A 23959-nucleotide genomic window follows, 5' to 3' on the forward strand; every position below is an offset into this window, starting at 1 on the left:
TCAGAAACGTTCCCGGTACGCCACGTCCTCGGTAAACTCGCGCGCCTCCGTGCTCCGCTCCAAGGCGCTCAACGATCCCCCGTCGGTCGAGGCCGACGCCGCAAGCCGCTCGTCTCGCGGCCTCGCCCGCGATCTGGGCGCAGATCGCGCCGCGGCGCGCGCGCGGCTGCGCGCCGTCGCCCGCGTCCGCCGCCGTTACGGCCGCCTGTTCCTCGCGCTCCCGCTGCTCCTCATCGTGGTGGCGGACGTCCACATCCGCGGCGATCGCCTGCTCGATCTGGGCGGGAAGCACATCGCGAGCTACGTCGGCGCGATGGTCGAGAGCGCCGCGCTCTGGGGGCTCCTGCTCTTCGCGGCCTCGTCGCGGCGGGGCGCGTCGCGGTGGCTCGCGGCGCTGCTCTTCGTGGCGCTCGCGACGCTGTCGCTCGGCGGCCAGCTCTACTTCCACCGCCAGTACGCGACGTACCTCAACCTCGACGCAACGCTCTTCGGGACCTCGCTCTCGGCCAGCCTCTTCGGCCAGCTCCGGGCCGACGGCGAGAACTTCCTCCGCTCGGTCCTCCCGCCGCTCCTGCTCGCGATCGCGCTCGTGTGGCTGGGCCGGCGGATCGTGCGGCCCGGCCGCACGGCGTGGGCCCGCGCCGCCCGCCTCGCCGCGCCCGCGGTCGTGGTGGCCGCGTTCGTCCTGCCGTGCTCCTACCGCACGGTGCAGGCCTCCACGCCCGACGTCATCTACTTCCACGCGATCGGCGGCCTGCTCAAGGAGCTCGCCGGCGTCCAGACCACGGCGCAGGTGCGCCCCGGGCTCCGCACGCCGCCCTCGCTGCCGCCGGTCACCCCGAAGCAGGGCCCGCCGCGCAACGTCCTCTTCATCCTGACCGAGAGCGTGCGCGCCGACGCGACGTGCTCGGCGCGCGCGCCCGTCGGCGTCGGCGTCCCTGCCGGCGAGGCGCCCGTCGCGTGCCCCGGCACGCCGCGCATCGACGCGGCGGTCCCCGATCGGCTCCCGCTCACGCAGATGCGCTCGAACGCCTCGACGACGGCGATCGGGCTCGCGGTGCTCTGGTCCGGCCTCCAGCCGACAGCGACCCGCGAGGCGCTCCACACGGCGCCGCTCGTCTTCGACTACGCGCACGCCGCCGGCTTCGACAGCGCCTACTGGACGAGCCACCACATGATGTTCGCCAACTCGCGCCTCTACGTGCAGGACCTGCCGGTCTCGCACCAGTGCGGCGCGACCGAGCTCGATCCGCTCGCCGACATCGATCTCGGGGCCGACGACCGGCTGCTGTCGGCGCACGTCCAGTCCGAGGTGCTCTCGCTGCGCGAGCCGTTCCTCGCGGTCGCTCACTTCGGGAACACCCACGTCCCCTACCTCGTCGACCCGGAGGACGCGCCGTTCCAGCCCGCCCTCGAGAGCAAGGCGCCGGACGACAACGAGGCGTACCGCAACTTCTACAGGAACGCGGTCCACCGTCAGGACGCGGCCATCGCGGAGCTCATCCGCTTCGTCCGCAGCTCTCCGGTCGGCGAGCGCACGGTCATCGTCTTCACGTCGGACCACGGCGAGGCGTTCCGGGAGCACGGCCAGCTCGGCCACACGGGCTCGATCCTCGACGAGGAGATCCGGGTGCCCGGATGGGTCGACGCGCCGCCGGGCACCCTGACGGCCGCGGAGGAGGGCGCGCTGCGCGCGGCCCGGGACGAGCCCGTCTTCCACACCGATGTCACGCCGACCGTGCTCGACCTGATGGGCCTCTGGGAGGAGCCGGCGCTCGCGGAGTACCGGGCGGCGATGGTCGGGCACAGCCTGCTGCGGCCGTCGCCGGGGCCGGCGGCGCTGGCGCTCACGAACTGCACAGGGATCTGGGGCTGCGCGTTCAAGAACTGGGGGATGATGCGCGGCAACATGAAGCTCGAATCCCGCGCCTGGGACACTGCCTGGCACTGCTACGACGTGCTCGCCGACCCCCGCGAGCAGCGCGACCTCGGGCCGGCCGCCTGCGGCGACCTGCCCCGGCTCGCGGACGCCCTCTACGGCGGCCCCGCCGGCAGCGTCGACGTCCCCGCCCACCTCCGCGACCTCGCGGCGGTGCCTCGCCACGACTGATCCGGATGACCCAGGACATCGACCGAGAGGGCGGCGCGCTCGCCGAGCCGCCCGCGTCCCCCGCCATCAGCCTGCCCGCGCACGCGGACGATCGCCCCGCGCGCGCCGACGCTCGCGACCTCGCCCGCGCCCGCCCGCGCGCCGCGCGGAAGGCCGCGCTCCGCCGCGGCCGGCTGATCAGCGTTGCTCTCCTGGCCTCGCCGGCGCTCTGGCTCCTTGTCCTCGACGTGCTGCGCCGGGCCCGCCACATGACCACGTTCGATCGGCCGCACGCCGCGGGGTACGCCGCGACCGTGGCGGCGTCGCTGGGGTTCTGGGGCCTCTTGCTCTACGTCGCCTCGGGCCGCCGCGGCGCGGCGCGCGGCGCCGTGGGCGCGCTGTTCGTCGCGCTCTTCACGCTCGCGTGCGGCGTCCAGGGGGGCTTCCACGCCCTCTACAACATCTACTGTTCGATCGACTCCCAGATCCACTCCCAGTCGATCCCCTGGTCGATCGTGGGCACGCTCCCGCTCGGGCACCCGAGCGTGATCGCCCACTTCGCCGTCGCGCTCGGGTTCGCCCTTGGGGCGCTCCGGCTCTCCCGCCGGCTCGTGCGCCCCCGGCGGCTCCGGCGGCGCCTCGCCGCCGCGGTCGTGCCGCTCGCGCTGGCCGGCGTGGCGATGATCCCGGTGAGCTACCGGGTGATCCAGTCGTCGTCGGCCGACATGATCTACTTCCACGGCATCACCGCCCTGGTGAAGGAGCACCTCGGCATCACGAACGACTCGCCGGATCTGCGGGTGCAGCGCCGCCACCCGGAGCGCGTGCCGCGGCTCTCGGCGCGGCCTGCGCGGCCGCGGAACGTGGTGCTCATCCTGCAGGAGAGCCAGCGGGCGGACGTGACGTGCGTCGCGTACGACCCGGCCTGCGACAAGGCGACTCCGTTCTCCAACGCCGCCGCGCCCCGCCGCATGCCGCTCCTGCAGATGCGCGCTCACGACTCGACGACGGCCATCTCCATCTCGAACATCTGGTCCGGCGTCCCTCCGACGGAGAGCCTCGCTGTGCTTGGCTCTGCCCCCCTGCTCTGGGATTACGCCCATGCGGCCGGGTGGGACACCGCGTACTGGACGAGCCAGAACCTCATGTTCGGGAACGCTCGGCTCTATGTGCAGGATATCCCGGTCTCGCACAGGGCGGTCGCGACCCAGCTCGATCCGGGCGCCGACCTCGATTACGGCGCCTATGATCGGCAGCTCACGGATCGGGTGATCGAGGAGTGGGACGAGCTCGTCGAGCCGTTCTTCGCGGTCGTCCATTACTCGAACGTCCATTTCCCGTACGTGAGCGATCCGCTCCATTCACCGTTTCAACCAAGCGAGCTGACCAAGGCGCCCGAGAAGAACGAGCACTTCAAGAACTACTACAAGAACGTCGTTTACCTGTCGGACATGGCGGTCGGCCGGCTCATCGAGCACATCCGCGGGGCGCCGAGCGGCGAGCGCACGGTCATCGTGTACACGTCGGATCATGGCGAGTCGTTCCGGGAGCACTGGCAGCTCGGCCACACGAGCTCGCTCTGGGACGAGGAGATCCTCGTCCCGACGTGGGTCGACGCGCCGGAGGGGACGCTCGCGCCGGAGGAGCGGGCGAGCATCGAAAGCGCGAAGGACACGTTCGTGTGGCACCTCGACCTGGCGCCGACGTTCCTCGATCTGATGGGCCTCTGGGACGAGCCGGGCCTCGATCCGTTCCGCCGGCGGATGATCGGGCATCCGTTGACGCGGCCGGAGCGCACGGTCGCGCCGATGCCGCTCACGAACTGCACGTGGGTGTGGGGCTGCGCGTTCCGCAACTGGGGGATGATGCAGGGGCCGATGAAGATCGAGGCGCGCGAGTGGGACGGCGAGTACCATTGCTTCAACGTGCTCGACGACCCGCTGGAGCTCACCAACCTGGGCGAGCAGGCGTGCGCGCCGCTGCCCGACCTTGCGCGGGGGCTCTTCCACGAGATGCCGAACGTCACGCCGCCGGGGAGGCCGAAGGTCGACTGGGGCGGGTGAGCCTTCCGGTGAGCGCTCGCTGCGCCTGGGCGTGCGCGTCTCTGCGGCTGTCGAACGCCCTCGCGGACGAAATCGCGCTTGCTCTGCGGGATGTCACGCAGCTTTCACTGAAAGCTCACCTCATCTCCCGAATGGGAATGGGGAGATCGCGTGAGGGATCCGCACGTGGGGATCCTGCCGTACTCTTCTGAAAGCACCGACATCACCGTGCAGAGGGCCTGAACCCCATCGCCGCCGCGGAAATCGTTCGGCCCTGTTGACTGTAAGCTAAAAAACCAATATCTGGATTCCTCTCTTTTGCAAAGCGAGGAAAACATGGTGCGGAGAAATCTGCTGGGTGGGTTGTTCGGGCTGACATGCGTTGTGGTGGTGGGTAGCGCCTCGTGCGCCGTTGACGCCGAGGTGGGGGATGCGCCTCTCGGTACGGAGGTCGTCGATGCCACGGCCCCGCGGTCGAGCCAGCACGCGATGATGCCGCCGGGGCTGCGGGCCGCCTACATCGCTGCCGTGCAGGCAGGGGCCTCGGAGGCATACCGCGCGGAGCAAGGGGGAGCGGCGGTCCGGGCGCAGAACCCGGCGCAGCGGTTCAGCGCGGAGCTCACCACGTCGGGGGTGACGATCGCGCCGAGCGAGGGGCAGGGCGACTGGCGCTGGTCGGTCGCCACTGTGGGTTATGGCTGCGGCGGCGCGCTCGATCCCGTGCAGGCCACGGCGCCCACGACCGCCGAGGGGCGCATCGAGTACCGGCGCGGGGACCTCGTGGAGTGGTACGTCAACGGGCCGCTGGGACTGGAGCAGGGCTTCACGCTGGCCTCGGCGCCCGCGTGCAGGGCCGCGGGCGGTGGGCCGGTGACCGTCGCGCTGGAGGCCCACAGCTCGCTGGAGGCGGCCCTCGCCGAGGGCGGGGACGCCGTCGAATGGCGGGACGCCGAGGGGCAGGCGGTGGTGCGCTACACGGACCTGCACGTGGTCGATGCGATGGGGAAGGTGCTGCCAGCCAAGCTGGCCGTGAATGCGGGCCAGGTGTCGCTCCAGGTCGACGACACCGGGGCGGTGTATCCGGTGGTCGTCGACCCGCTCGTCTGGACGGAGGAGGAGAAGCTGCTGCCCGGGGACGGGACAGCCAACAGCCTCTTCGGCAGATCGGTCGCAATCAGCGGCGATACGGCTGTCGTGGGTGCCTACTACACGACGACGACGGTCGGCGGGAGCCTGAGAAACAATGGCGGGGTCTACGTCTTCACCCGCTCCGGCTCCACCTGGACCCAGCAGGCCAGGCTCACGTGCCCCGATCCAGGCATGGATGGATGCGGGTGGCTTGGCTACTCCGTCGCGATCAGCGGGGGTACCATCGCCGCCGCGGCGCCCGCCAAGAGCGGCTCGGGCGGCGCCTCCTCCGTCGGCGCGGTCTACGTCTTCGTCGGCTCGGGTTCCAGCTGGACCCTGGAGCAGAAGCTCTACGCCAGCGACGCTGTTGCAAGCGACTCCTTTGGCTGGTCGGTCGCGCTGGACGGAGACACCCTCGTTGCCAGCAGTCATTACCATGACCATTCGGTCCCCAACGACGGCGCAGCCTGGGTATTCACCCGCTCCGGGTCCACCTGGACCGAGCAGCAAGAGCTCATCCCCGACGATGCCGCCCAGTACGACGAGTTCGGCTGGTCGGTCTCGATCAGCGGGGATAGCATCGTCGTCGGCTCGCCCCAGGATGACGCCCCGTCCTCCAACCAGGGTTCTGCCTACGTCTTCGTTCGTTCTGGCTCCAGCTGGACGCAGCAGGCAAAGCTCGTGAAGTTTGGGACGGGCTCGGGGACGTTCTTCGGCGAGAGCGTGGCGATCAACGGAGACACCGTGCTCGTGGGGGCCTCTAACTACTGGAATCCGTCGAACAGCTCGGGCGCTGCTTACGTTTTCGTTCGTTCTGGCTCCAGCTGGACCGGGCAGCAGGTGCTCGCCCCCACGGGGGCGGCTTCCTATGACGCCTTCGGGATCTCCGTCGCGATCCAGGGCGACAGGGCCGTCATCGGCGCCACGGGCGGCGATGCTGCCAGTGTCTCCGACACGGGGGCGGCGTACGTCTTCGAGCGCTCCGGGTCCACCTGGACGCAGCAGCAAGAGCTCTTTGCCTCCGACGGAGCCAGCTACGACAACTTCGGCAATGCGGTCGCGCTCGACGGGGATACCGTCGTGGTGGGCGCGCCCTCTGACGACGATTTCGGGAGCGCGTCGGGCTCGGCGTACGTCTTCGTGCTCGAGGACATCTGACCCTCTCCGGCCGTCCGGCCGAGCCGCGCGCGGGCCGGTGAGCCCGCGCTCGGCGCTCAGCCCTCCTCCAGCAGCGCCGCCTGCACGGCCCGGAAGCGCGCGGTCTGCGCCGCGCCCTTGCGCCAGGCCAGGTGGATGGTGTTCCTGGCGCCCCGGCGCCCCTTGGCCGGCCGCGGCCCCACCGCGACGACCTGCTTCGCCGCGACCGCCTCGGCGATGAAGTAGTTCGGCAGGACGGCGATCCCGACGCCCGCGATCACGAGCGCCAGCATCTCGTCCAGGCTCGTGATGCGGCAGGCGATCTTCGGGGGCAGCGGGGCCTTCTTGCCGAACGAGGCCCGCCACCACGCGGCGTGCATCGCGAGATCCGCGTCGAAGACCACGAACCTGTGCTCTGCGAGCTCCCGCGCCGTCTCCGGGCGGCCGCGCGCTCCGAGGATCGCAGGCGACGCGACCGCCGAGAACTCCTCGACGTAGACGGGCCGCGCCTCGAGCCCCGGGGTGTCCTCGGCGCTCACGAGCAGGCTCAGATCGTCGTCCCCCGCGAGCAGGCGCCGCGCGAGCACCGAGGGCACGTCGAAGCGCACGTCGATGACGAGCTCGGGGTGCTCGCGGAGGAGCCGAGCGAGCCGGGGCCGCAGCCACATGCGGGAGAACGGGCCCGGCCCGCCGATGCGCACGGCCCCGCGGACCTCGCGGTGGTCGTCCGACGCCGCGGCGAGCGCGTCGTCGATGCGCGCGAACGCCTCGCGCAGCGCGCCGACCAGGCCCTCGCCCGCCGGCAGGAGCCGCGCGTTGCGCCCGACCCGCTCGAACAGCGGGACGCCGAGCTGCGCCTCCAGCGTCTTGATCTGGTGGCTCACGGCCGACGGCGTGACGCGGCGGCGCCTCGCCGCCTCGGCGAAGGTGGGCGCGACGCCGGCCTCGAGCAGGGTCCGGAGCAGCTCGTAATTGATGAGCATGGCTCATCTATAGCGTGAGATCATCTCGCTGGTTTGCATCGTCTCGAGGGCCTAGGTTCATCCCGTCACCGCGGGCCCGAGCGCCTCGGGCGCGAGGGGCGCGACCGCAACGGGCGCAGAGGCGCCCAGAGGAGCGAGACGCCATGAACGCGAGGGTTCTCTTGATCGTCACCAGCCATGCACGCCTCGGCGAGACCGGGCAACCGACCGGGTTCTGGCTCGAGGAGCTCGCCGCGCCGTACCGCGCGTTCATAGAGGCCGGGGCGGACGTCGACATCGCGTCGCCTCAGGGCGGCAAGCCGCCGGCCGACCCGAAGAGCGCCGAGGATCCGTCCGACGCCGTGCGCGCGTTTCTCGAGGACGAGCGGGCGAAGGCGAAGCTCTCGTCGACGCTCCGCATCGACGGGATCGCCGGTGACCACGACGCGTACTTCGTCGTCGGTGGCCACGGCGTGATGTGGGATCTCGCCGAGGACGCCGCCACGGCGAGGCTGCTCGGCCGCGCGTTCGATCAGGGCAAGGTGGTCGCCGCCGTGTGCCACGGCCCCGGCGCGCTCGTGAACGTCCGGCTCGCGAGCGGCGAGCCCCTCGTGAAGGGGCGTCGCGTGAGCGCCTTCTCGGACGAGGAGGAGCAGGCCGTGGGCCTCGCGGCCGTCGTCCCGTTCGCCCTCGAATCGCGACTGCGCTCCCTGGGCGCGCGCTACGAGCGAGGGCCGGTGTGGAAGCCGTTCGCCGTCCGGGATGGCCGGCTCGTCACCGGGCAGAACCCTGCGTCGTCGGCGCGGGTCGCGCAGGAGACGCTCGCGGCGCTCGCCGAGCAGGAGCCGAGGGAGAGCGCGCGCTGAGCGAGCGCCGCGCTGGGCCGAGGCCCAGCGCCCGAGGGGAAGGGGTCGGGGTCGCAGGCCGGCGGGGAGGCGGAGGCCGCCTCGGTCACAGGTCGCGGAGGTCGAGCGACCCGATGAAGTCGGACTTGCCGACGTCGAGCCCGTTGTGCCGCAGGATCGAGTACGCGGTGGTGGCGTGGAAGTAGAAGTTGGGGAGCGCGAACTGGAACACGAAGTCCGGGGCCTTCATGCCCTTGCCCGGCAGGAAGAAGAGCGGGATCGTGCGGTCCTCCGCGCCCTTCAGCTGCTCCGGCTTCAGCGCCTTCAGCTGCTCGATCGTCTTGCCGATGCGCGCGCGCAGCTCCGCGATCGTCTCGTTGCCCGTCTCGAGCTGCGGCAGCTCGGCGCCGGTGAGGAGCGCGCCCAGCCGCAGGGGCCAGGCGATGATGTTCTGGATCTGACGCCTAAGGGGCCACTGATCGGGCGCGAGGCGCGCGGCGAGGAGCACCTCCGGATCGAACTTCTTCTGCTGTGCGTAGGCCTCCGCCTTGTCGAGCCAGACCAGGACCTGGCCGAGCATGCGAGTCATCTGGGGGAACGAGCTGTCGTAAAGGCTCATGATCTTCTCCTCGTCAGCAGGAACAGCCGGCGCTTCTGGTCCACCCGCAGCCTCCGCGCGTCAACTCCGCGCGCGCGCCGGCCTCGGTCCACGCCGCGCGGTCGCCTGGAGCGGCAGCCGAGCCCGGTTGTGCGCTTCGAGGACGAGTGACGCGCCCGGCGGAGCCTCAGGCGGCGGCGGGGTTCACCGGGGCTCCGCAGGCCGCCCGGGCGCCGATCAGTCGACCTGGTGGAACACGCCCGCTGGATCGAGGGTCCACAGCTTCGCGCTCTCCCCGCCGCCGTCCGACGTCCGGACATAGATCAGCCGGATGCCCTTCTGCTCCAGCTCGGCGAGGATCGCGGGATCCAGGCCGGGCTCGAGGCGGGGCTCGAAGATGAAATCTTCCGAGAAGTTGTGGTGCTGCGGGTGGTACGTCTGCGCGTGGTAGCCCTTGAGCACGATCGGAGCGCTCGTCAGCCCCTCGATGCGCGTCCCCACCCACTTGTGGAGCGGCGCCGTGTACCCCGCCGTGGGGCCCGTGGGGCCCGGCGGCCAGTAGAACAAGGTCTCCACCGCGACGCCGGACGTCCATGAGAGCGAGCGCTCCTGGAGCAGCGCGCCCGCCATCGCGGGGCCGTCCGCGGGGCAGGCGTCGAGCTGTACCACCTCCGAGGACACGTCGAGCGGCGTGCCGTCCCAGTCGAGCGCCGGCACGGGCGTGGCGTAGGCGGCGCTCAGCATCATCCCGACGTCGCGCAGCGCGACCAGCGGGCCCAGCGACGGCGGCAGGAGCTCGGGCACCGGGGAGGCGGCGAGCGAATACGTGATCGCCGAGGCCCCGGCGCCGTCCACGAAGGAGTCCGTGGTCGTCTCGCTATCGTACGCGTGGGACGCGGCCGGCCACCCAGCGGGGCTCCCCGAGAGCGTCGCCACCGATCCACCGGAGAGGTAGTCGAGCCGCGCGTCCTCGAAGAGCGCGCCGGCGAGCGCCGCCGGCGTGAGGAACCCGCTCTTCGCCGAGAGCGTCGCGCGCACCTTGAGCCGGTGGTTCGCGAACACGTCGCCGAACTCGCCCTGGAAGGTGCAGACCTCCCGGGGCTCGTCGAGCAGGAACGGCGTGAGGCTCGGCGTCGTGTCCGGGAGCGCGACCTCGCGCACCTGCTTCACGACGAGGTTCCCAGGCTTCATCTTCTTGAACTCGTAATCGAGCAGGAACGACTTCCTGCCGGGGTTCAGCTCGCTGAACCGCGCCTCGACGCGGCCGAGCAGGGCGGCGAGCGCCTGGTAATCGTCCTCCCATCGCATCACGTGGCCGCCGAGCGGGACGAGCGTCGAGCCGGACAGGAGGTAAATGGAGGTCTCCTGGTCGAAGAGGCTCGCGGTCACGACCTCCGGCTGCGCTCCGCCTTCCGGGTTGGTGACGGACGTCGCCCCGAGCTGCGTCACGATCTGGATCTGGTCATTGACCAGCTCGCGCCGCGTGAGCGTCGCGACGCCGTTCGCCATCTCGTCCTCGTCAGGATAGGAGTGATGGACGAGGACGCCCATGCCGACCTCCGCCTCGTCCACGCCGTGGAGGAGCCGGGCGAGGAAGGCGTTGTCGTTGTAGAAGCTCGCGTACACCTTGCGGATCGCGCGGAATACGCCGCGCTCGCCGGCCTCGCCGGGGTCGCACAGGCTCGGCCCGTCCTGGTCCGCGTCCCGATCGTCGGCCAGGCAGCCGCTGTAGCTGTCGTAGAGGCCCGCGCCCGTGAAGACGGCGCTGTCCTCCACGTTGGTCGAGCTCCGGAACCGGATCTTCTTCGTGGGCGTGAAGCCCTCGAGCGCCGCCTCGATCGCCTGCCGCTGCCCCGCCGAGAAGGCGGTCTCCCCGGTGATCCGCGCGCGGATGGCCGCGAGATCGGCCTTGAGCGCCAGCATGTCGGGCGGGTAGCTGTGGCCTGCGAGGCGCTCCGCGATCTCGGCGCGCAGCGTGCGGCCGCCGGGCATGACCTGATCGAGGAAATCGTCCCAGAGATCGAACGACAGCGCGACCGCGACATCGGAGCTCTCCGGGATGGCGTCCCGCAGCAGGCCATAGTTCGCGGCCTTGCCCCCGAAATGGACGATCTCCGCGGGGCCGAGATCCTCGGTGGACCCGGCGTAGGCGCCGAGGCGCTCCTTGGGCTGGATTCCGAGCTTGCCGGGCCGCTTCAGCGCGAGGAGCTGCTCCCTGTCCGCCGGCGCGATCCCTCCGGCCTCGAAGAGCGCGGCGCGGCAGATGGCCCCGTACTGCAGCGAGGCCCGCAGCGCGACCTCCTCGCCGTCGAGCGCCTTCGCCGCCTCCGCGGCGACCGGATCGCCGAGGTAGACGAACGGGATGCCGAACGAGGTCGCGAGGAGGGCGGTGTGCGCGTTCGGCGTCGCGGGTGACAGCGAGACGATGCCCGCCACATAAGGCACCTCCGCAGGGATGGAGTCGGTGAGCAGGATGTCCTCGGCCCGGAGCTCGCCGCTCGCATACGCGGCGTCGATCGCGTCCGGCGGGACATAGCGGAGCCGGCCCACGGCCCAGCCCGTCGCATAACACGCGTCGCCGTCCAGCCACCGCTCGACCGAGCTCACCGGGAACCCGCTCGCCTCGAAGAACGCGCTGTTCTCCGCGGCCGACGCCGATTGCTCGTACGTCGGGAAATAGAAGGGCTTCGCCCCCTGGGGCGCGATGACACTGTCCTTCACGAGCTCCAGGACGACGCGCGCCACCTCGGGATCGTAGGCGTCCTGGCGGACCAGCTGGATGCCGTACTCCGGCACGCTCTCCGGGGTCGGCGGGAAGAGCACGGCGCCGAGGATGGCCTTCTGCCCCTCCTCGTGCAGCGAGACCTGGTCGAACTCGGACTGCGACATGTCGAAGAACGGGTCGAGCCGCGTCGTGGCGAACTCGCCGTGGAACGGGAACTTGTTGCTGTCCTGGTAATAGACCTTGGTGGGATCGTGCATCAGCACGGTGAACTTCACCCAGCCCGGCGGCTGGAAGGTCGCGGGCCAGGCGGCGAAGGGCTCGAAGGGGAAGGTGATCTGGTTCTTCCAGTCCTCCGATGGAGTGATGTCGATCGGGTAGGTGTCGACGGGCCATGAAGCGCCGCCTCCGGCGCTCCCGCCATTCCCCCCGCCGTCGCCGCCCGCGCCTCCTTCGCCGCCGGTGGCGCCCCCGCTGCTCGTGGCGCCGCTGCCACCCGTCGCCTCTGACGAGTCCTCTCCGCAGGCGGCGAGCGTCCCCGCGCCGAGGAGCGCGAGCGCAAGGCAAGCCGGTCGACCGATTCGCTGAAGTCTCATGAACAACATCGCGGTACAACTGCCGTGCCACCGTGCGATGAGCGGCGCCTCGGGGCTGCGCGGCGGGGCGTCGCTGTCGCGCGCGTGGCGCACGCAGGCACAGCCGTACGGCCGCGGCGCGGCCGCTCGCGCTGGCGCTGCTCGCGGCCACCCTGCCGATTTTTCTTGGGGTTTCAACCGGTTCGGCGTTCTACGATGCCGCCATGACCGAGCGGAGAGCGGCGCTGATCGTCAACCCTGCTGCGGGCCATGCGGGTGATGTGGTCGAGTCGCTGCCTGCCCGGCTCCAGCGCGAGCTCACGCTGAGCGTCTACGAGACGAGCGCGGATCGCTCTGCCGCCGCCTGCGCCGATGCAGCGCGCCGCGAAGGCGCTTCCCTGGTGATCGCGGCGGGCGGCGACGGGACGATCTCCAGCGTGGCGTCCGCGCTCCTCGGGACCGATGCGTGCCTGGGCATCCTGCCGCTCGGAACAGCGAACTCGATCGCGCACTCCCTGGGAATCCCCGACGACCTGGAGGGCGCGATCGAGGTGCTCGTGCACGGCGAGCCGACGCGCATCGACGCCGCCCGCGCCAATGGGAAGACCATGATCCTGCTCTCGGCGGTCGGGCTGCACGCCGACACGGTCGGCGAGACCCCGCAGGACGAGAAGCAGCGCTGGGGTGTGCTCGCGTACATCCGCACCGGGCTCAAGAAGCTGATGAGCCTCGAGCCGTTCGCGGTCGAGATCGAGACGGAGGACCAGCGGATCCACTGCCGTGCGGTCGCGGTGACCGTCGCGAACATGGCGCCTCCGCGCACGGTGCTGGCGCAGGGGCCGCCCGTCCTGTCCCCCGACGACGGGCGGCTCGACCTCACCATCGTGTCGGCCACGACGCTGGTCGAGGCGGTCGCGACCGGGCTGCACCTCCTGAGGACCGCGATCGACGGCGAGCCGGCCGAGCGCGACAACGTCGGTTTCCTCGCCGCCCGGCGGGTCAGCATCACCACCGAGCCGCCCCAGAACGTGCTCATCGACGGCGAGGAGTCCGGGACGACTCCGCTCGTGGTGGAGTGCCTCCCGCGCGCCCTGATGGTCATGGCGCCCCTCCGCGAGGAGGCGCGTGAGGCGCCGCCCGCCGCGGACGTCGAGGTGAAGCTCGCGGGGTTGCCCGAGCTCGAGGTCGAGCCGAAGCGGTGAAGCGCGCTCGGGCCACGAAGGCCCGGGGAAGATCCAGACGACCGGGGCCGGATCGTGGTCGTGGTCGTTTACGTTTACGTGGTCGTTTACGTGGTCGTGGTCGTGGTCGTTTACGTGGTCGTGGTCGTGGTCGTGGTCGTTCACGGCCTATCGTTGACGACCACGACCACGACCACGACCACGACCACGACCACGACCACGACCACGACCACGACCACGACTACGACCACGTTCTGGGGTTGCGGCGGCGCGGCGAGCAGCATCGTGACGGACTCGTCAGGGAGGAATCGAAGCCGCCCGGCGTAAGGAAACGTGGTTCTGCCGCGGCAGGGCTCGATTCTTGACCTTTCATCGGGAGTGCAGAGGAATGCGAACGACGTTCTGGGCTGGGGTGGTGGGCGCGTGCGTGGCTTGCGGCCTCTCGGGGCTGGGCTGCGGGGGAGACGACGACGGGGCGACGCCGAGCGGCTCGACGGGTTCGACGGAGGGCGGGGGCTCCGGGGCTGCGTCCTGCTCCGGACTCGACACGTCGGCGCTCGTCAGCGAGCTCTCGCCAGCGGAGGTCGAGCAGGCGTGCAAGGGGTATCGCCGCTGCAGCGCCGAGGAGGTGACCGTCGAGTACGTGTGCCTCATGCAGGGCGTGCTCGGCGCGGCGTACGGGGACGACCCCGGGACCAACGACGCCGAGCTGCAGGCGAAGTGCTCCGAGCTGGTCGAGGGGTGCATGGCCGACCCGAGCCAGGCAGAGCAGCTGATAGAGCAGGCCCTCGTGGAGGTCGAAGCAGAGCCCTGCGGCCAGCCGAGGCAGTGCACGGCCACCATCGCGGAGATCGACGCCTGCGCCGCCGAGATGCGAGCGTACACGCGCGGTGTGCTCCCCGCGTGCAGCGCGCTCACCATGGCTTTCTACGAGCAAACCGACAGGGGCGACACTCTGCTCGACGGGGCTTGCGGCAAGCTCGGCGTTGGCTGCTTCCAGCTCTTCACGACGCCAAGCGACGGGTGATCGGAGGCGGACCCGGCGCGCCTCGGGCCGCCTGCTCCCCGCTCCGGCACCGAACGCCGCGCTGGCTCGCGGCTAAGCGCCAGCCGCGCTGCCGACCGCGCCTTTCCCCGGCCATCCCGGCGTGATAGACGGGATGGACGGGACCGACGGGAGCGACGTGCGGCATGAGGCTGACCGAGCGAGCCATCGAGCTGCCGGCGCTCGCGAGCGCCCACTCCCATGCTTTCCAGCGCGGGATGCGCGGTGAGGCGCAGCGGCCGGGGCCGTCGGGGGCGGACGACTTCTGGTCGTGGCGCAGCGCCATGTACGCGCTCGCCGAGTCGCTCACGCCGGAGTCCATTCATGCGATCTCGAAGGTGGCCTATCGCGAGCTCCGCGCCGCGGGCGTGCGCACGGTGGGCGAGTTTCATTACGTGCACCACCAGCCGGGCGGCGCGCCCTACGCGGATCGCACGGTCCTCGCGGACGCGGTGATCGAGGCCGCGCGCGAGGAGGGCCTCCGGATCGCGCTCCTCCGGGTCGTTTACTCGCGCGCGGGCGCGGGCAGGGCGCCCGAGGGGGCGCAGCGGCGGTTCTCGGACGCCTCGCTCGACGCGGCGCTCGCGGACGTCGAGGCGCTCCGGGCGCGCTACGCGGGCCGCGAGGACGTGCGCGTCGGCGTGGCGCCCCACAGCGTGCGCGCCGTGCCCCCGGCGTGGCTCGGCGAGATCGCGCGCTACGCCGCGGAGCGCGGGCTCATGGTGCACATGCACGTGGCCGAGCAGCCGGCCGAGATCGAGGCGTGCCTCGCCGAGACGGGCCGGCGGCCGGTGGAGCTCCTCGCCGAGCGCGGGGTCCTCAGCGAGCGCTTCGTCGCGGTGCACGCGACGCACCTCGCGCCGCACGAGCCGGCGCTGCTCGGCGCGGCGAGGGCGTTCGCGTGCCTGTGCCCGACGACCGAGCGCGACCTCGGCGACGGATTGCCCGACGTCGGCGCGCTGCGCGCGGCGGGCGCCCGGCTGTGCGTCGGGATCGACAGCCACGTGATCACCGATCCGTTCGAGGACGTGCGCGGCGTCGAGCTGGGCGAGCGGCTGCGGACGGGCCGGCGCGTGACGCTGCGGGGCGAGGGCGGGGCGACGCCGGCCGAGGCGCTCTGGGAGATCGGCTCGCAGCGGGGGGCGGAAGCGTGCGGGTTCGCGGATCCCGGCGGCAGCATCTCGGTGCGCCGGGACGCGCCGACGCTCGCGCTGGTGCGGGAGGAGCGGCTGCTCGACGCGGTGGTGTACAGCGGGAGCCCTTCGATCGTGGAGGGGAGCCCCGCGCCCTCGGGCCCGCCTGCGCATTGATGGATCGACACGATGCGCCGGCGCGCCTCGGCGCCGGGGGATCGAGGCGGGCCCGGGCCGAGCGGGCGAGCGTGAAGCGCGCTCACACGTGGTGTGTGGCGTGGTTTGTGAGGAGCCGTTCCCTGCGTCTCGCCTGCGTCATGCATGGGACACGAACGGCGAAGCAAGGAATGGCTCGACTGGATGCCCCTGGCGGCGCTGCTGCCGATCGGCGTCGTCTTGCTCCTGAGCCTCCACGAGATCCAGGACGTCCATCGCAGGAACATCGCGGCGACGCTGCAGGCGGTGCTCTCGACGACCCGCGAAGGGCTCTTGACGTGGGCGCGGCAGGCGAAGGGCGCCGCGGGGTTCTGGGCGAACGAGCCGAGGATACAGCGCGCGGTCGCGGCCCAGGTCGAGGTGCGCCGCAGCGATCGCTCGCTCCGCGATAGCCCGTACCTCCAGGATCTGCGGCTGGAGCTGGAGAACGTCGTTGAACGGGAACAGTTCCTCGGCTTCGACGTCATCGCGCTGGATGGCACCCACATCGCCTCGGATCGCGATGAGCTCCTCGCCACCAAGACGCTGAGCGTCCACGACCCGGACACCATCGCCGCGGCCCTGCGCGGCTCGACGGTCATGGGTACTCCCTTCGCCATGCGGTCTACCGTCATCGGAAGGGTCACCCCCGTCCTCCTGGTCGCGGCGCCGGTGCGCTCCGTCGCCGGAGAAGGGGAGATCATCGCGGCGCTCGCCTTCCGCATCGATCCCGGGAAGGAGCTGACGCAGATCGCCCATCGCGGACAGGTCGGCGCGTCAGGGGAGACCTACGCGTTCGACAGGCACGGTCGTGCCGTCACGGAGCTCAGGTTCGCCCAGAACCTCCGCGACATGGGCATCCTGGCGGCCGGCGAGCGCACGAGCCTCAACGTGGAGATACGCGATCCCGGGGGCGAGGTGCCGGACGGCTCCGGGCGCCTCTTGCCCCGTGCGGAGCAGCCGCTCACGCGCATGGCGACCAGCGCCATCGCGGGGATCGCCGGGGTCGATGTCGAGGGATACCGCGATTATCGCGGCGTCCCGGTCGTCGGCTCGTGGCTGTGGGATCAGGAGCTCGAGCTCGGCCTCGCGACCGAGATCGACAAGGACGATGCCTATGGCGTGTATGTCGTGACGCGCCGTGTGGTCCTCACGGCCTGCGGCGTGATGATGCTCGCCACGCTCGTCCTGACGATCCTGCTGCAGCGGCGCGCGAAGGACCTGGCCACCGGCGTGCGGCGCGAACAGGCGCTGCGCAGGGAGCTCGAGGATCGCGTCCGTCGCCTGGAGTGCGCGGAGACGGAGCTGAAAGAGGCCATTCGCGTCCGCGAGGAGTTCCTGCGGTTCGCCTCGCACGAGCTGCGCACGCCGCTGACGAGCCTGCGGCTCCTGTACGAGCACATGCTGCGATCGCGATCGCAGCCGCTCATGGTGACGCTGGGCTCGAAGGACATCAGCCGCTTCTTGAAGGTGTCGTCGCGAGAGCTCGCCCGGATCACGCAGGTCATCAACAACATGTTCGTCGTCGCGAGCTTCGCGACCGGCCCGCCGGCGCTGAACCTGCAGAGGACGGAGCTCAACGAGATCGCGCGCAGGACCGCCCGGCAGGTGGCAGAGCAGATCGAGGCCGACGGGTGTTCCCTGGAGCTCCAGCTCGACCGATCCGTGTTTGGCTACTGGGACGACGCGCGCATCGAGCAGGTCATCACGAACCTGCTGTCGAACGCGTCACGGCACGGCGCTGGACAGCCGATCACGCTGTCGGTCGTCCGGCAGGCCGGCTTCGCGGTGATCTCCGTGCACGATCGCGGCCTCGGCATCACGCCGGAGCAGCGGGACAGGCTCTTCGAGCCGTTCCGGTGGACACCGGAGGCGCACAGCGGGCTCGGCGTCGGGCTCTACGTCTGCAGGTTGATCGTGTGGGCGCACGGCGGGGAGATCCTTGTCGACAGCGAGCCAGGCCAGGGCACGACGTTCCGCGTCCGGCTGCCGCTGCCTCCGGAGATCGAGGGAGGCGACGCCGCCATGGTGCCCGAGAGCGAGCGGAAGGCGGCGGAGGAGCGGAGCAACGGAGGGACGGGGTAACGGAGTAACGAGTAACGGAGCAGGGAAGCAGCGGCCGCTCATCCCATCGCGCCCGCGATGAGCTGCGCCGCCCTCAGGACGAGCGCCACGGCCGCCCCGACAGCCCACGCACGCGCGAGCCACCACTGCACCTCGGCGCCGTTGATCCACGGCGGCACCCACGCCGGCGGCGCCAGCAGATCGGCGACGGTGAGGACCCGCTCGCGCTCCTGCGCCGCGCGGTAGCCGCCCTCGCCGCCGCGGACGTGCTCCTCCGCCCGCACGAGGGCGAAGAGCCGCGCGCCGCGCCCCTCGGGGAGCAGCGCCGCGCCCGCGCGCAGCGCCTCCGGGGTCGCGGGCAGCTCGACGGACCGGCCGCGCTGCGTGAGGCGGAGCGCGCCGTCCCCCGCGCGCTCGACCCGCCCGCGGACCCAGCCCTCGGAGCGCTCGCCGCCCAGCACCGACGAGAGCGGCGCGAGCTCGGGATCCGGCCCCAGCCGGGGCGCGCGCTGCCCCGAGAAGACGCGCGCGGCGAAGAGCCAGAGGGCGATCGGGAGCGCCGACAGGAACGGATTCAGATCGAGCAGGCTGGCCACGCCCGCCACCCCGTCGAGCACCGGCAGGGCGAGCACGCCCGCGCCGGCGAACGCGCCCACGGCGATCGTGGCGCCGAAGCCGCCGACGACGCCGAGGGCGACATTGCCGATCGCGACGACGCCGACGGCGACGTTGCCGATCGCGATGAAGCCGCGCGCGACGTTGCCGATCGCGATGAAGCCCGTGACGACGTTGCCGAACACGAGGAACCCGTTCGCGATGTTGCCGGCGTCGACCCAGCGCGCCCGCTCTGCGGCGCTCGCGCCACCTTCACCCCGGAGCGGCCAGCTCATTCCGTCACCTCGAACGCGGTGCGGCCGACGAGCTGGCCGTCCTCGGTCTCGACATCCACCGTCCAGTGTCCTGCTAGGCGGCGCGGCAGGCTCCCGCCCACGAGCTGCGATTTCAGCCGCACCGCGCCCTCCGGGCCGGGCACGCGCAGCGTCTCCTCCGGCGCGCGGAGGACCTCGCGCCCCTCGCGCCGCCAGACGTGGAGGAGGCGATCGCCGTCGCCGCCCGGCACCACCACGTCGGTCACCGCGCGGAGCTCGCGGATCACGGAAAAATGAAGCGATTTCACGGACATGGCGAGCCGCCCATCCGGGAGCACCGAGGGGCCCACGGCCGCGGAGGACAGGTGCATGGGGACCGGGGGGATGAGCTCGCGTGTCCCGTAGGCGAGCCCGACCCCGGCGGCCATCGCGACGACGAGGAACACGACGCCCATCCGGCTCCAGAGGGCCCCGAACGGCAGGTGCAGCGTGCAGAAGCCGAGCACGGACACGAGGGCGGCGGAGAGCAGCGTGTACAGCGTGCGGGTGTCGGGGAGGAGCGCGGGGATGACGAGGTTCAGGCACGCGAACAGCGTCACCCCGTAGAACACCGAGGCGAGGGTCTTCCAGCGCATGAGCACGCGGTCGAAGACGAGATCGAGCGTCGAGAGCACGGCGCAGGCGGCGAGGAGGAGGACGAACCACCGGTTCGGCGCGTCCAGGCTGGCGCTCTTCCAGTAGAACGGGAGGAGGAAGAAGAGCATGCCCTGATAGAGGTTCTTCAGGACATAGGTCATCACGAGGAAGCGCAGCCGGGCGCCGCGCCACGCCGTCGCGAAGTCCTGGCGGGCGCCGGTGCCGAAGAGCCGGAAGAAGAGGAGCACGAGCAGCCAGGCGACGCTGACCGTGACCGCGAGGAAGCGGGCGTGCTGGAACCCCTTCTGCGCGAAGGTCACCACGAAGGCGCCGAGGCTGAGCGCATACGCGGTGTGCAGCCACCAGAGCTTCTTGTGATGGCGCTTGAGGAAGGCGCGGGCGGACGACCTGAGGTCCCCGGGCTTGTCCTCGTCCTCGGCGTTCAGGTCGACGTAGGACCCCTTGGGCTCTGCCTTGACGGTCGGCGCGTTGTCCTCGTCCGCCGCCGTGCCGCGCGCTGGCCGCTCGGGCATCTTGAGCGTGCGGTCGTCGTGCTCCCCGCCCGGGGTGCTGGCCCTGGGCGGCATGCGCAGGGTGGCCTCGTCGCCGGCCTGGGCGCCGGCCCTGGAGGGCATGCGCAGGGTGGCCTCGTCGCCGGCCTGGGCGCCGGCCCTGGAGGGCATGCGCAAGGTGACCTCGTCGATAGCGCCTCGGTCGCGGTCTCCGGGCGCAGCGGCGCCGCCGGCCGCGGTGGGCCGGGCCTGCTTGGCTGCGGCGGGCGGGGCAGGTTCTGGCGCGCGATCGGGCTCGTCGCCCGGCATGTACATGATCGTGGGCGCCTCCCCGAACGCCTCGGGGACGCGCGTCTTGTGGACCCGCGTGGTGGCGCTGGAAGGCGGCGACGGCAGCGATGGCGCGTTCGCGTCGGCCCCGGGGGCCGGGGCGTCAGGGGAGCGCGGCGCGTGCTGTTTCATGTCCGGGCCGCAGCGTACCCGACGGGCGGTCCACCTTCGAGCGCCGCACGGGTTCCGCCCGCCAGAAATCCGGACTTTCGCTCCGGTCGGGCGAACGTTCGTGCACGTGCCGCCCGTTCGCCCGTTCCACCGATCGCGCCGCCGCCCGCCGCGAGCCGCCTGACACCGCGCCCTGCCAACCGAGGTTCCGGGAAAGCGCCGTTCACTCGTCCTGGGCTCCGATGAGCCGGAGCCCCCTCAGCCCGTGAACGCCTATGTTTTCTCGCGGTTGGCCGGAACGACGATGCTCAAGGCCCAGCGCTCATTCCATCGAGAACTTCACGTTGGCCTTCCCGCTGCTTTGATATCCTTCCACGGACATCGAGACCTCGTACAAGCTCCCCATGCTCATCCCCGCCTTCTGCCATGCGTCGAAGTGGTTGGCGACGGTGACGGTTCCGCTCGTGCGTTTCTGCGTGCGAACGCTCCAGAACTGATAGAACGTCTTGTTGCCTTCGATGGAAGGCTGGTTGACACGCTGGGTCCGATAGATGTCATAGGTGCCTCCGTCGCTGTTGACGGTGCCCATTTTTCCTTCTCCGCCCGGCGGACGCCAGTTGCCCCAGCTGTCGACGATGTAATACTCGACGAGCGGGTTTTTCGTCCACCCATAGATAGTCAGGTAGGAATTCCCGTTCGGCTGGTAGTCGGCGTCGTAGGTGACGACCAGGTCCTTGGTTCCGGGCCTGATGCCTTTACGACCCAACAGGTTGTTGATGTTGCTCCAGTCTACGCTGAAGCCCTCATTCGTGTTGACCAGGCAGCCGCTTCCGTTGTCCTTCCAGTACTCGTAGGTGTACCCGCAGTGCTGGCCGGTTTTGTTGTCGCAGATCTTCGCGTCGCCTTCCGTGCACGCCACGGGCGTGCTGCCGGTTCCGGTCGAGGCCGTGGTGCTCGCGGTGGAGCTGCTCGTGGTGGAGCTACTCGTGGTGGAGCTGCTCGTGGTGGAGCTGCTTGTGGTGGAGCTGCTTGTGGTGGAGCTGCTCGTCGTCGTGCTGCCAGAGCCCCCGACCCCGTCCGAGCCCCCGGTCCCGCTCGTGGTCGACCCGCTCGTGGTGGTGCTGCTCGTGGTCCCGCTCGTCGTCGACCCGCCCGCGCCCCCCGTGCTGCCGGTGGTGCCGGTGGTGGCAGTGGTGGCGGTGGTGCCGGTGGTGGCGGTGGTGCCGGTGGTGCCCGCGGTCACGCCGCCCGTCCCAGACGAGCTGCCACCCGCTCCGGTCTCTGCAGAGGAGTCGTCGTCCGGCCCCGCGCAGCCCACGGCAACCAAACCCACGATGATAGTAAAATGTTTTAACAAAGTTAAATTCACGGCTCCTCCTTGGCGAAGTGATTCAATTCCCCGCAGCCGCTCTCGTGATCATGGCTAGCACCAGGGCTCGGTGGCGACAACGGTCTGTAGAGTCATTCCAGCCGTTGGTCCAAGGCCCGCCCTCAGGCTCGACCCGGCCTAGCCGCGGACGAGGTCGCACAAGCGCCCCCGGTACGGTGGGCTTGCGAACAGCTGCCGAGGCAAGCGCTTTCCCCGTCACCCTGGATCCTTGACGCGCTGGATCCCTGACGCACCGAGCCGCGTGAAACAGCGCAAGAGAACTACATGAAGGCGGGAAGATGGGGTCGGCTCGGGTCCCATCTTCCACGCTCCGCGCCGTCATGCTCTCATGTCGCCGTTCTCGGGAAGACGCTGCCTGTTCGTCGCCTTGTCCGGCCGGACAGGTCATCGACCACCTGAGAGAGCTGTTGAGACCTCTCACCATAGAGCGACCGGGAGGCGCCGGAGCTCGGGGACAGCCCATGATGACCAGGACGTCGAGAACCTCGTCCATCCTCGCGATCGCCCTTGTCCTCGTATCGGGCTGCGGTCGTGACTCGGCAGCTCCCTCGGACGAGGCCGGGTCGCACGGTGGAAGCGGCGGCGCGCCCTCGACCGGAGCGGGAGGAGAGGCGGGTTCGAGCAGCAGCGCGCTGGCGGGCTCCGGCGGGGCAGGGGCGGTGAGCGCGGCTTCGACCAGCGGCGGCTCGTCGGGCGCGAGCGGGGGCGCGCCGAGCGAGCCGCGCCCCACGGTGACCGCCGCCCCGGGCACGGAGCTCGTCACGGTCGACACGGGCGTGGCGCACCAGTCCTTCGAGGGCTGGGGCACGAGCCTGTGCTGGTGGGCAGATCACGTGGGCGGATGGCAGGAAGCCAAGCGCAACGCCGTGGTCGAGGCGGTCGTCGATCCGGTGAATGGGCTCGGCTATAACGTGTTCCGCTACAACATCGGCGGCGGGGAGAACCCGTCCCACGAGCACATGAAGGAGCATCGCGAGATGCCGGGGTTCCAGAGCGCCGACGGGACCTTCACGTGGGCGAACGACGCCAGGCAGCGCGCCGTCCTCCTGCGCATCGCGGAGCGCGGAGCGGATCTGATCTTCGAGGCGTTCTCCAACTCTCCCCCTTACTGGATGACGAACAGCGGTTGCGCCTCGGGCAGCAGCAACGGCAAAGACAACCTCAAAGCGGACCATTACGACGACTTCGCCCACTACCTCACGGAGGTCGTCCGTCACTACAGGGACGAGTTCGGGATCACCTTTCGCACGCTGGAGCCGCTGAACGAGCCCTTCGCCGACTGGTGGAAATCGAACGGCTCCCAGGAAGGCTGCCACTTCGACCGGGCGAGTCAGGAGAAGATCATCCAGGAGGTGGCCAGGCAGCTGACCAGCAAGGGCCTCGGCGAGACGGTGGTCAGCGCGTCGGACGAGAACAGCATGGATGACGCCGTCCGGAACATCGGCGCCTTCGGCGCGGAGACGAACGCGGCGTTCCAGCAGCTCAACGTCCACTCGTACGCCGGCAGCCAGCGCGACCAGCTCCGGCAGCTCGCGACGAGGCTCGGCAAGCGGCTGTGGCAATCGGAGTCGGGACCGCTCGGGCAGAGCATCAGCGACGACACGGACGCGGCGCTGTTCATGGCCGAGCGCATCATCAAAGATCTGCGCGAGCTGAAGCCGGAGGCCTGGGTGGACTGGCAGTCGGGCGATCCGTCGCGCAGCTGGGCGAGCTTCACGCTGAACGACAGCGAGCAGTCCTACGCGCCCCTCAAGCGCTTTTACATGCATGCCGGCTTCAGCCGTTACATCCGGCCCGGCGCGCGCTTCGTCGACGTCGATAGCGAGGACATGGTGGCCGCGGTCAGCGCCGACGGGAGCTCTCTCTCGCTCGTGGTCCGCAACGGGGATCGCGACGCGAGCCGCGGCTACACGCTCGATCTCACCCGGCTCCCCGCGGTCGGTCCCGCCGCGGAAGTGCACCGCACCTCGCGCACGGAGGACCTCGATCGGCTCCCCGACATGGCGATCGAAGGCTATCGCCTGGTGGTCACGGTCCCGGCCTTTTCCATCACCACCTTCGTCATCCCGATGCCCTGATTTTCCCTGGAGCGACAGCCATCATCGAGCGTCGGAGCACCCGCTTCACGGGTCTGTGCATCGGCGCGTTGCGCGGGACGGTCGACGACTCCGCCCCGATCCCGGTCGACGAGCTCCCTGTCACCCCCGAGATGCCCGATCCGCTCACGATGGTCGAAGGGAGCAAGGTCAGCACGGCGGAGCAGTGGCGGGCTCGCCGCAAGGAGATGATGCAGATCCTGGAGGACTACACGTACGGGCGCATGCCCCCGCCGCCGGGCGACGTGACGGCCGTGCCAGGTAGCTGAGGCTGCCGGTCTGAACCGTTACCCAAGTTC

18 protein-coding genes are annotated in these 23959 nt (G+C 70.8%); 12 read left to right on the forward strand and 6 right to left on the reverse strand.

What is annotated here, in order from left to right; translation table 11 throughout:
- Positions 1-49: 49 nt before the first annotated feature.
- The 3 genes from WMF14_RS05280 (at position 50) to WMF14_RS05290 (ending at position 6417) form a co-directional block, all read left to right on the forward strand.
- Complete coding sequence (locus WMF14_RS05280; RefSeq protein WP_437799099.1) at positions 50-2110, forward strand: sulfatase-like hydrolase/transferase; 2061 nt, start codon at positions 50-52, stop codon at positions 2108-2110.
- A gap of 5 nt (positions 2111-2115) precedes the next feature.
- On the forward strand, positions 2116-4152 hold the full coding sequence (locus WMF14_RS05285; RefSeq protein WP_437799100.1) for a sulfatase-like hydrolase/transferase: 2037 nt from the start codon (positions 2116-2118) through the stop codon (positions 4150-4152).
- A 315-nt stretch (positions 4153-4467) separates the two neighbouring features.
- Positions 4468-6417 (forward strand): FG-GAP repeat protein, encoded by a 1950-nt coding sequence (locus tag WMF14_RS05290; protein ID WP_437799101.1) that lies wholly within the window; start codon positions 4468-4470, stop codon positions 6415-6417.
- Between the two features lie 56 nt (positions 6418-6473).
- On the opposite strand, the gene WMF14_RS05295 is transcribed toward WMF14_RS05290, so the two are convergent.
- Positions 6474-7379, reverse strand: a complete 906-nt coding sequence (locus tag WMF14_RS05295; protein WP_437799102.1) for a LysR family transcriptional regulator — start codon at positions 7377-7379, stop codon at positions 6474-6476.
- Between the two features lie 143 nt (positions 7380-7522).
- On the opposite strand from WMF14_RS05295, the gene WMF14_RS05300 reads away from it, so the two are divergent.
- On the forward strand, positions 7523-8224 hold the full coding sequence (locus tag WMF14_RS05300) for a type 1 glutamine amidotransferase domain-containing protein (RefSeq protein WP_437799103.1): 702 nt from the start codon (positions 7523-7525) through the stop codon (positions 8222-8224).
- A gap of 85 nt (positions 8225-8309) precedes the next feature.
- On the opposite strand, the gene WMF14_RS05305 is transcribed toward WMF14_RS05300, so the two are convergent.
- Positions 8310-8822: a DUF1993 domain-containing protein gene (locus WMF14_RS05305; RefSeq protein ID WP_437799104.1), complete on the reverse strand. Its 513-nt coding sequence runs from the start codon at positions 8820-8822 to the stop codon at positions 8310-8312.
- A gap of 216 nt (positions 8823-9038) precedes the next feature.
- On the reverse strand, positions 9039-12119 hold the full coding sequence (locus tag WMF14_RS05310) for a PEP/pyruvate-binding domain-containing protein (protein WP_437799105.1): 3081 nt from the start codon (positions 12117-12119) through the stop codon (positions 9039-9041).
- A gap of 203 nt (positions 12120-12322) precedes the next feature.
- On the opposite strand from WMF14_RS05310, the gene WMF14_RS05315 reads away from it, so the two are divergent.
- The 5 genes from WMF14_RS05315 to WMF14_RS05335 all read left to right on the forward strand — a co-directional run bounded on the left by WMF14_RS05315 (position 12323) and on the right by WMF14_RS05335 (position 17737).
- A complete protein-coding gene (locus WMF14_RS05315) occupies positions 12323-13300 on the forward strand; it encodes a YegS/Rv2252/BmrU family lipid kinase (protein WP_437799106.1) in 978 nt (325 codons plus the stop codon).
- Positions 13301-13360: 60 nt separating this feature from the next.
- The gene (locus tag WMF14_RS05320; protein WP_437799107.1) at positions 13361-13606 is read left to right on the forward strand and encodes a hypothetical protein; all 246 of its coding nucleotides are present in this window, start codon (positions 13361-13363) and stop codon (positions 13604-13606) included.
- 61 nt (positions 13607-13667) lie between these two features.
- Positions 13668-14306, forward strand: coding sequence for a hypothetical protein (locus tag WMF14_RS05325; RefSeq protein WP_437799108.1), 639 nt, complete (start codon positions 13668-13670; stop codon positions 14304-14306).
- A gap of 164 nt (positions 14307-14470) precedes the next feature.
- Positions 14471-15634: a formimidoylglutamate deiminase gene (locus WMF14_RS05330; RefSeq protein ID WP_437799109.1), complete on the forward strand. Its 1164-nt coding sequence runs from the start codon at positions 14471-14473 to the stop codon at positions 15632-15634.
- Between the two features lie 144 nt (positions 15635-15778).
- Positions 15779-17737 (forward strand): sensor histidine kinase, encoded by a 1959-nt coding sequence (locus tag WMF14_RS05335; protein WP_437799110.1) that lies wholly within the window; start codon positions 15779-15781, stop codon positions 17735-17737.
- 38 nt (positions 17738-17775) lie between these two features.
- Here WMF14_RS05335 and WMF14_RS05340 read toward each other — a convergent pair whose 3' ends face one another.
- The 3 genes from WMF14_RS05340 to WMF14_RS05350 all read right to left on the reverse strand — a co-directional run bounded on the left by WMF14_RS05340 (position 17776) and on the right by WMF14_RS05350 (position 21093).
- Entirely contained in the window at positions 17776-18606 is an 831-nt protein-coding gene (locus WMF14_RS05340; protein WP_437799111.1) for a hypothetical protein, read from the reverse strand.
- The gene (locus WMF14_RS05345; RefSeq protein WP_437799112.1) at positions 18603-20195 is read right to left on the reverse strand and encodes a DUF5924 family protein; all 1593 of its coding nucleotides are present in this window, start codon (positions 20193-20195) and stop codon (positions 18603-18605) included. The genes WMF14_RS05340 and WMF14_RS05345 overlap by 4 nt, the downstream gene beginning before the upstream one ends.
- A 301-nt stretch (positions 20196-20496) precedes the next feature.
- Positions 20497-21093, reverse strand: coding sequence for a glycoside hydrolase family 11 protein (locus WMF14_RS05350; RefSeq protein WP_437799113.1), 597 nt, complete (start codon positions 21091-21093; stop codon positions 20497-20499).
- On the opposite strand from WMF14_RS05350, the gene WMF14_RS05355 reads away from it, so the two are divergent.
- The 3 genes from WMF14_RS05355 (at position 21083) to WMF14_RS05365 (ending at position 23929) form a co-directional block, all read left to right on the forward strand.
- Positions 21083-21601 (forward strand): hypothetical protein, encoded by a 519-nt coding sequence (locus WMF14_RS05355; protein WP_437799114.1) that lies wholly within the window; start codon positions 21083-21085, stop codon positions 21599-21601. The genes WMF14_RS05350 and WMF14_RS05355 overlap by 11 nt on opposite strands.
- A gap of 622 nt (positions 21602-22223) precedes the next feature.
- Positions 22224-23642, forward strand: coding sequence for a glycoside hydrolase family 30 protein (locus tag WMF14_RS05360; RefSeq protein WP_437799115.1), 1419 nt, complete (start codon positions 22224-22226; stop codon positions 23640-23642).
- Between the two features lie 68 nt (positions 23643-23710).
- Positions 23711-23929 (forward strand): hypothetical protein, encoded by a 219-nt coding sequence (locus WMF14_RS05365; protein WP_437799116.1) that lies wholly within the window; start codon positions 23711-23713, stop codon positions 23927-23929.
- Positions 23930-23959 lie beyond the last annotated feature (30 nt).

Source organism: Sorangium sp. So ce693 (genome assembly GCF_051521375.1).
Classification (GTDB): domain Bacteria; phylum Myxococcota_A; class Polyangia; order Polyangiales; family Polyangiaceae; genus Sorangium; species Sorangium atrum.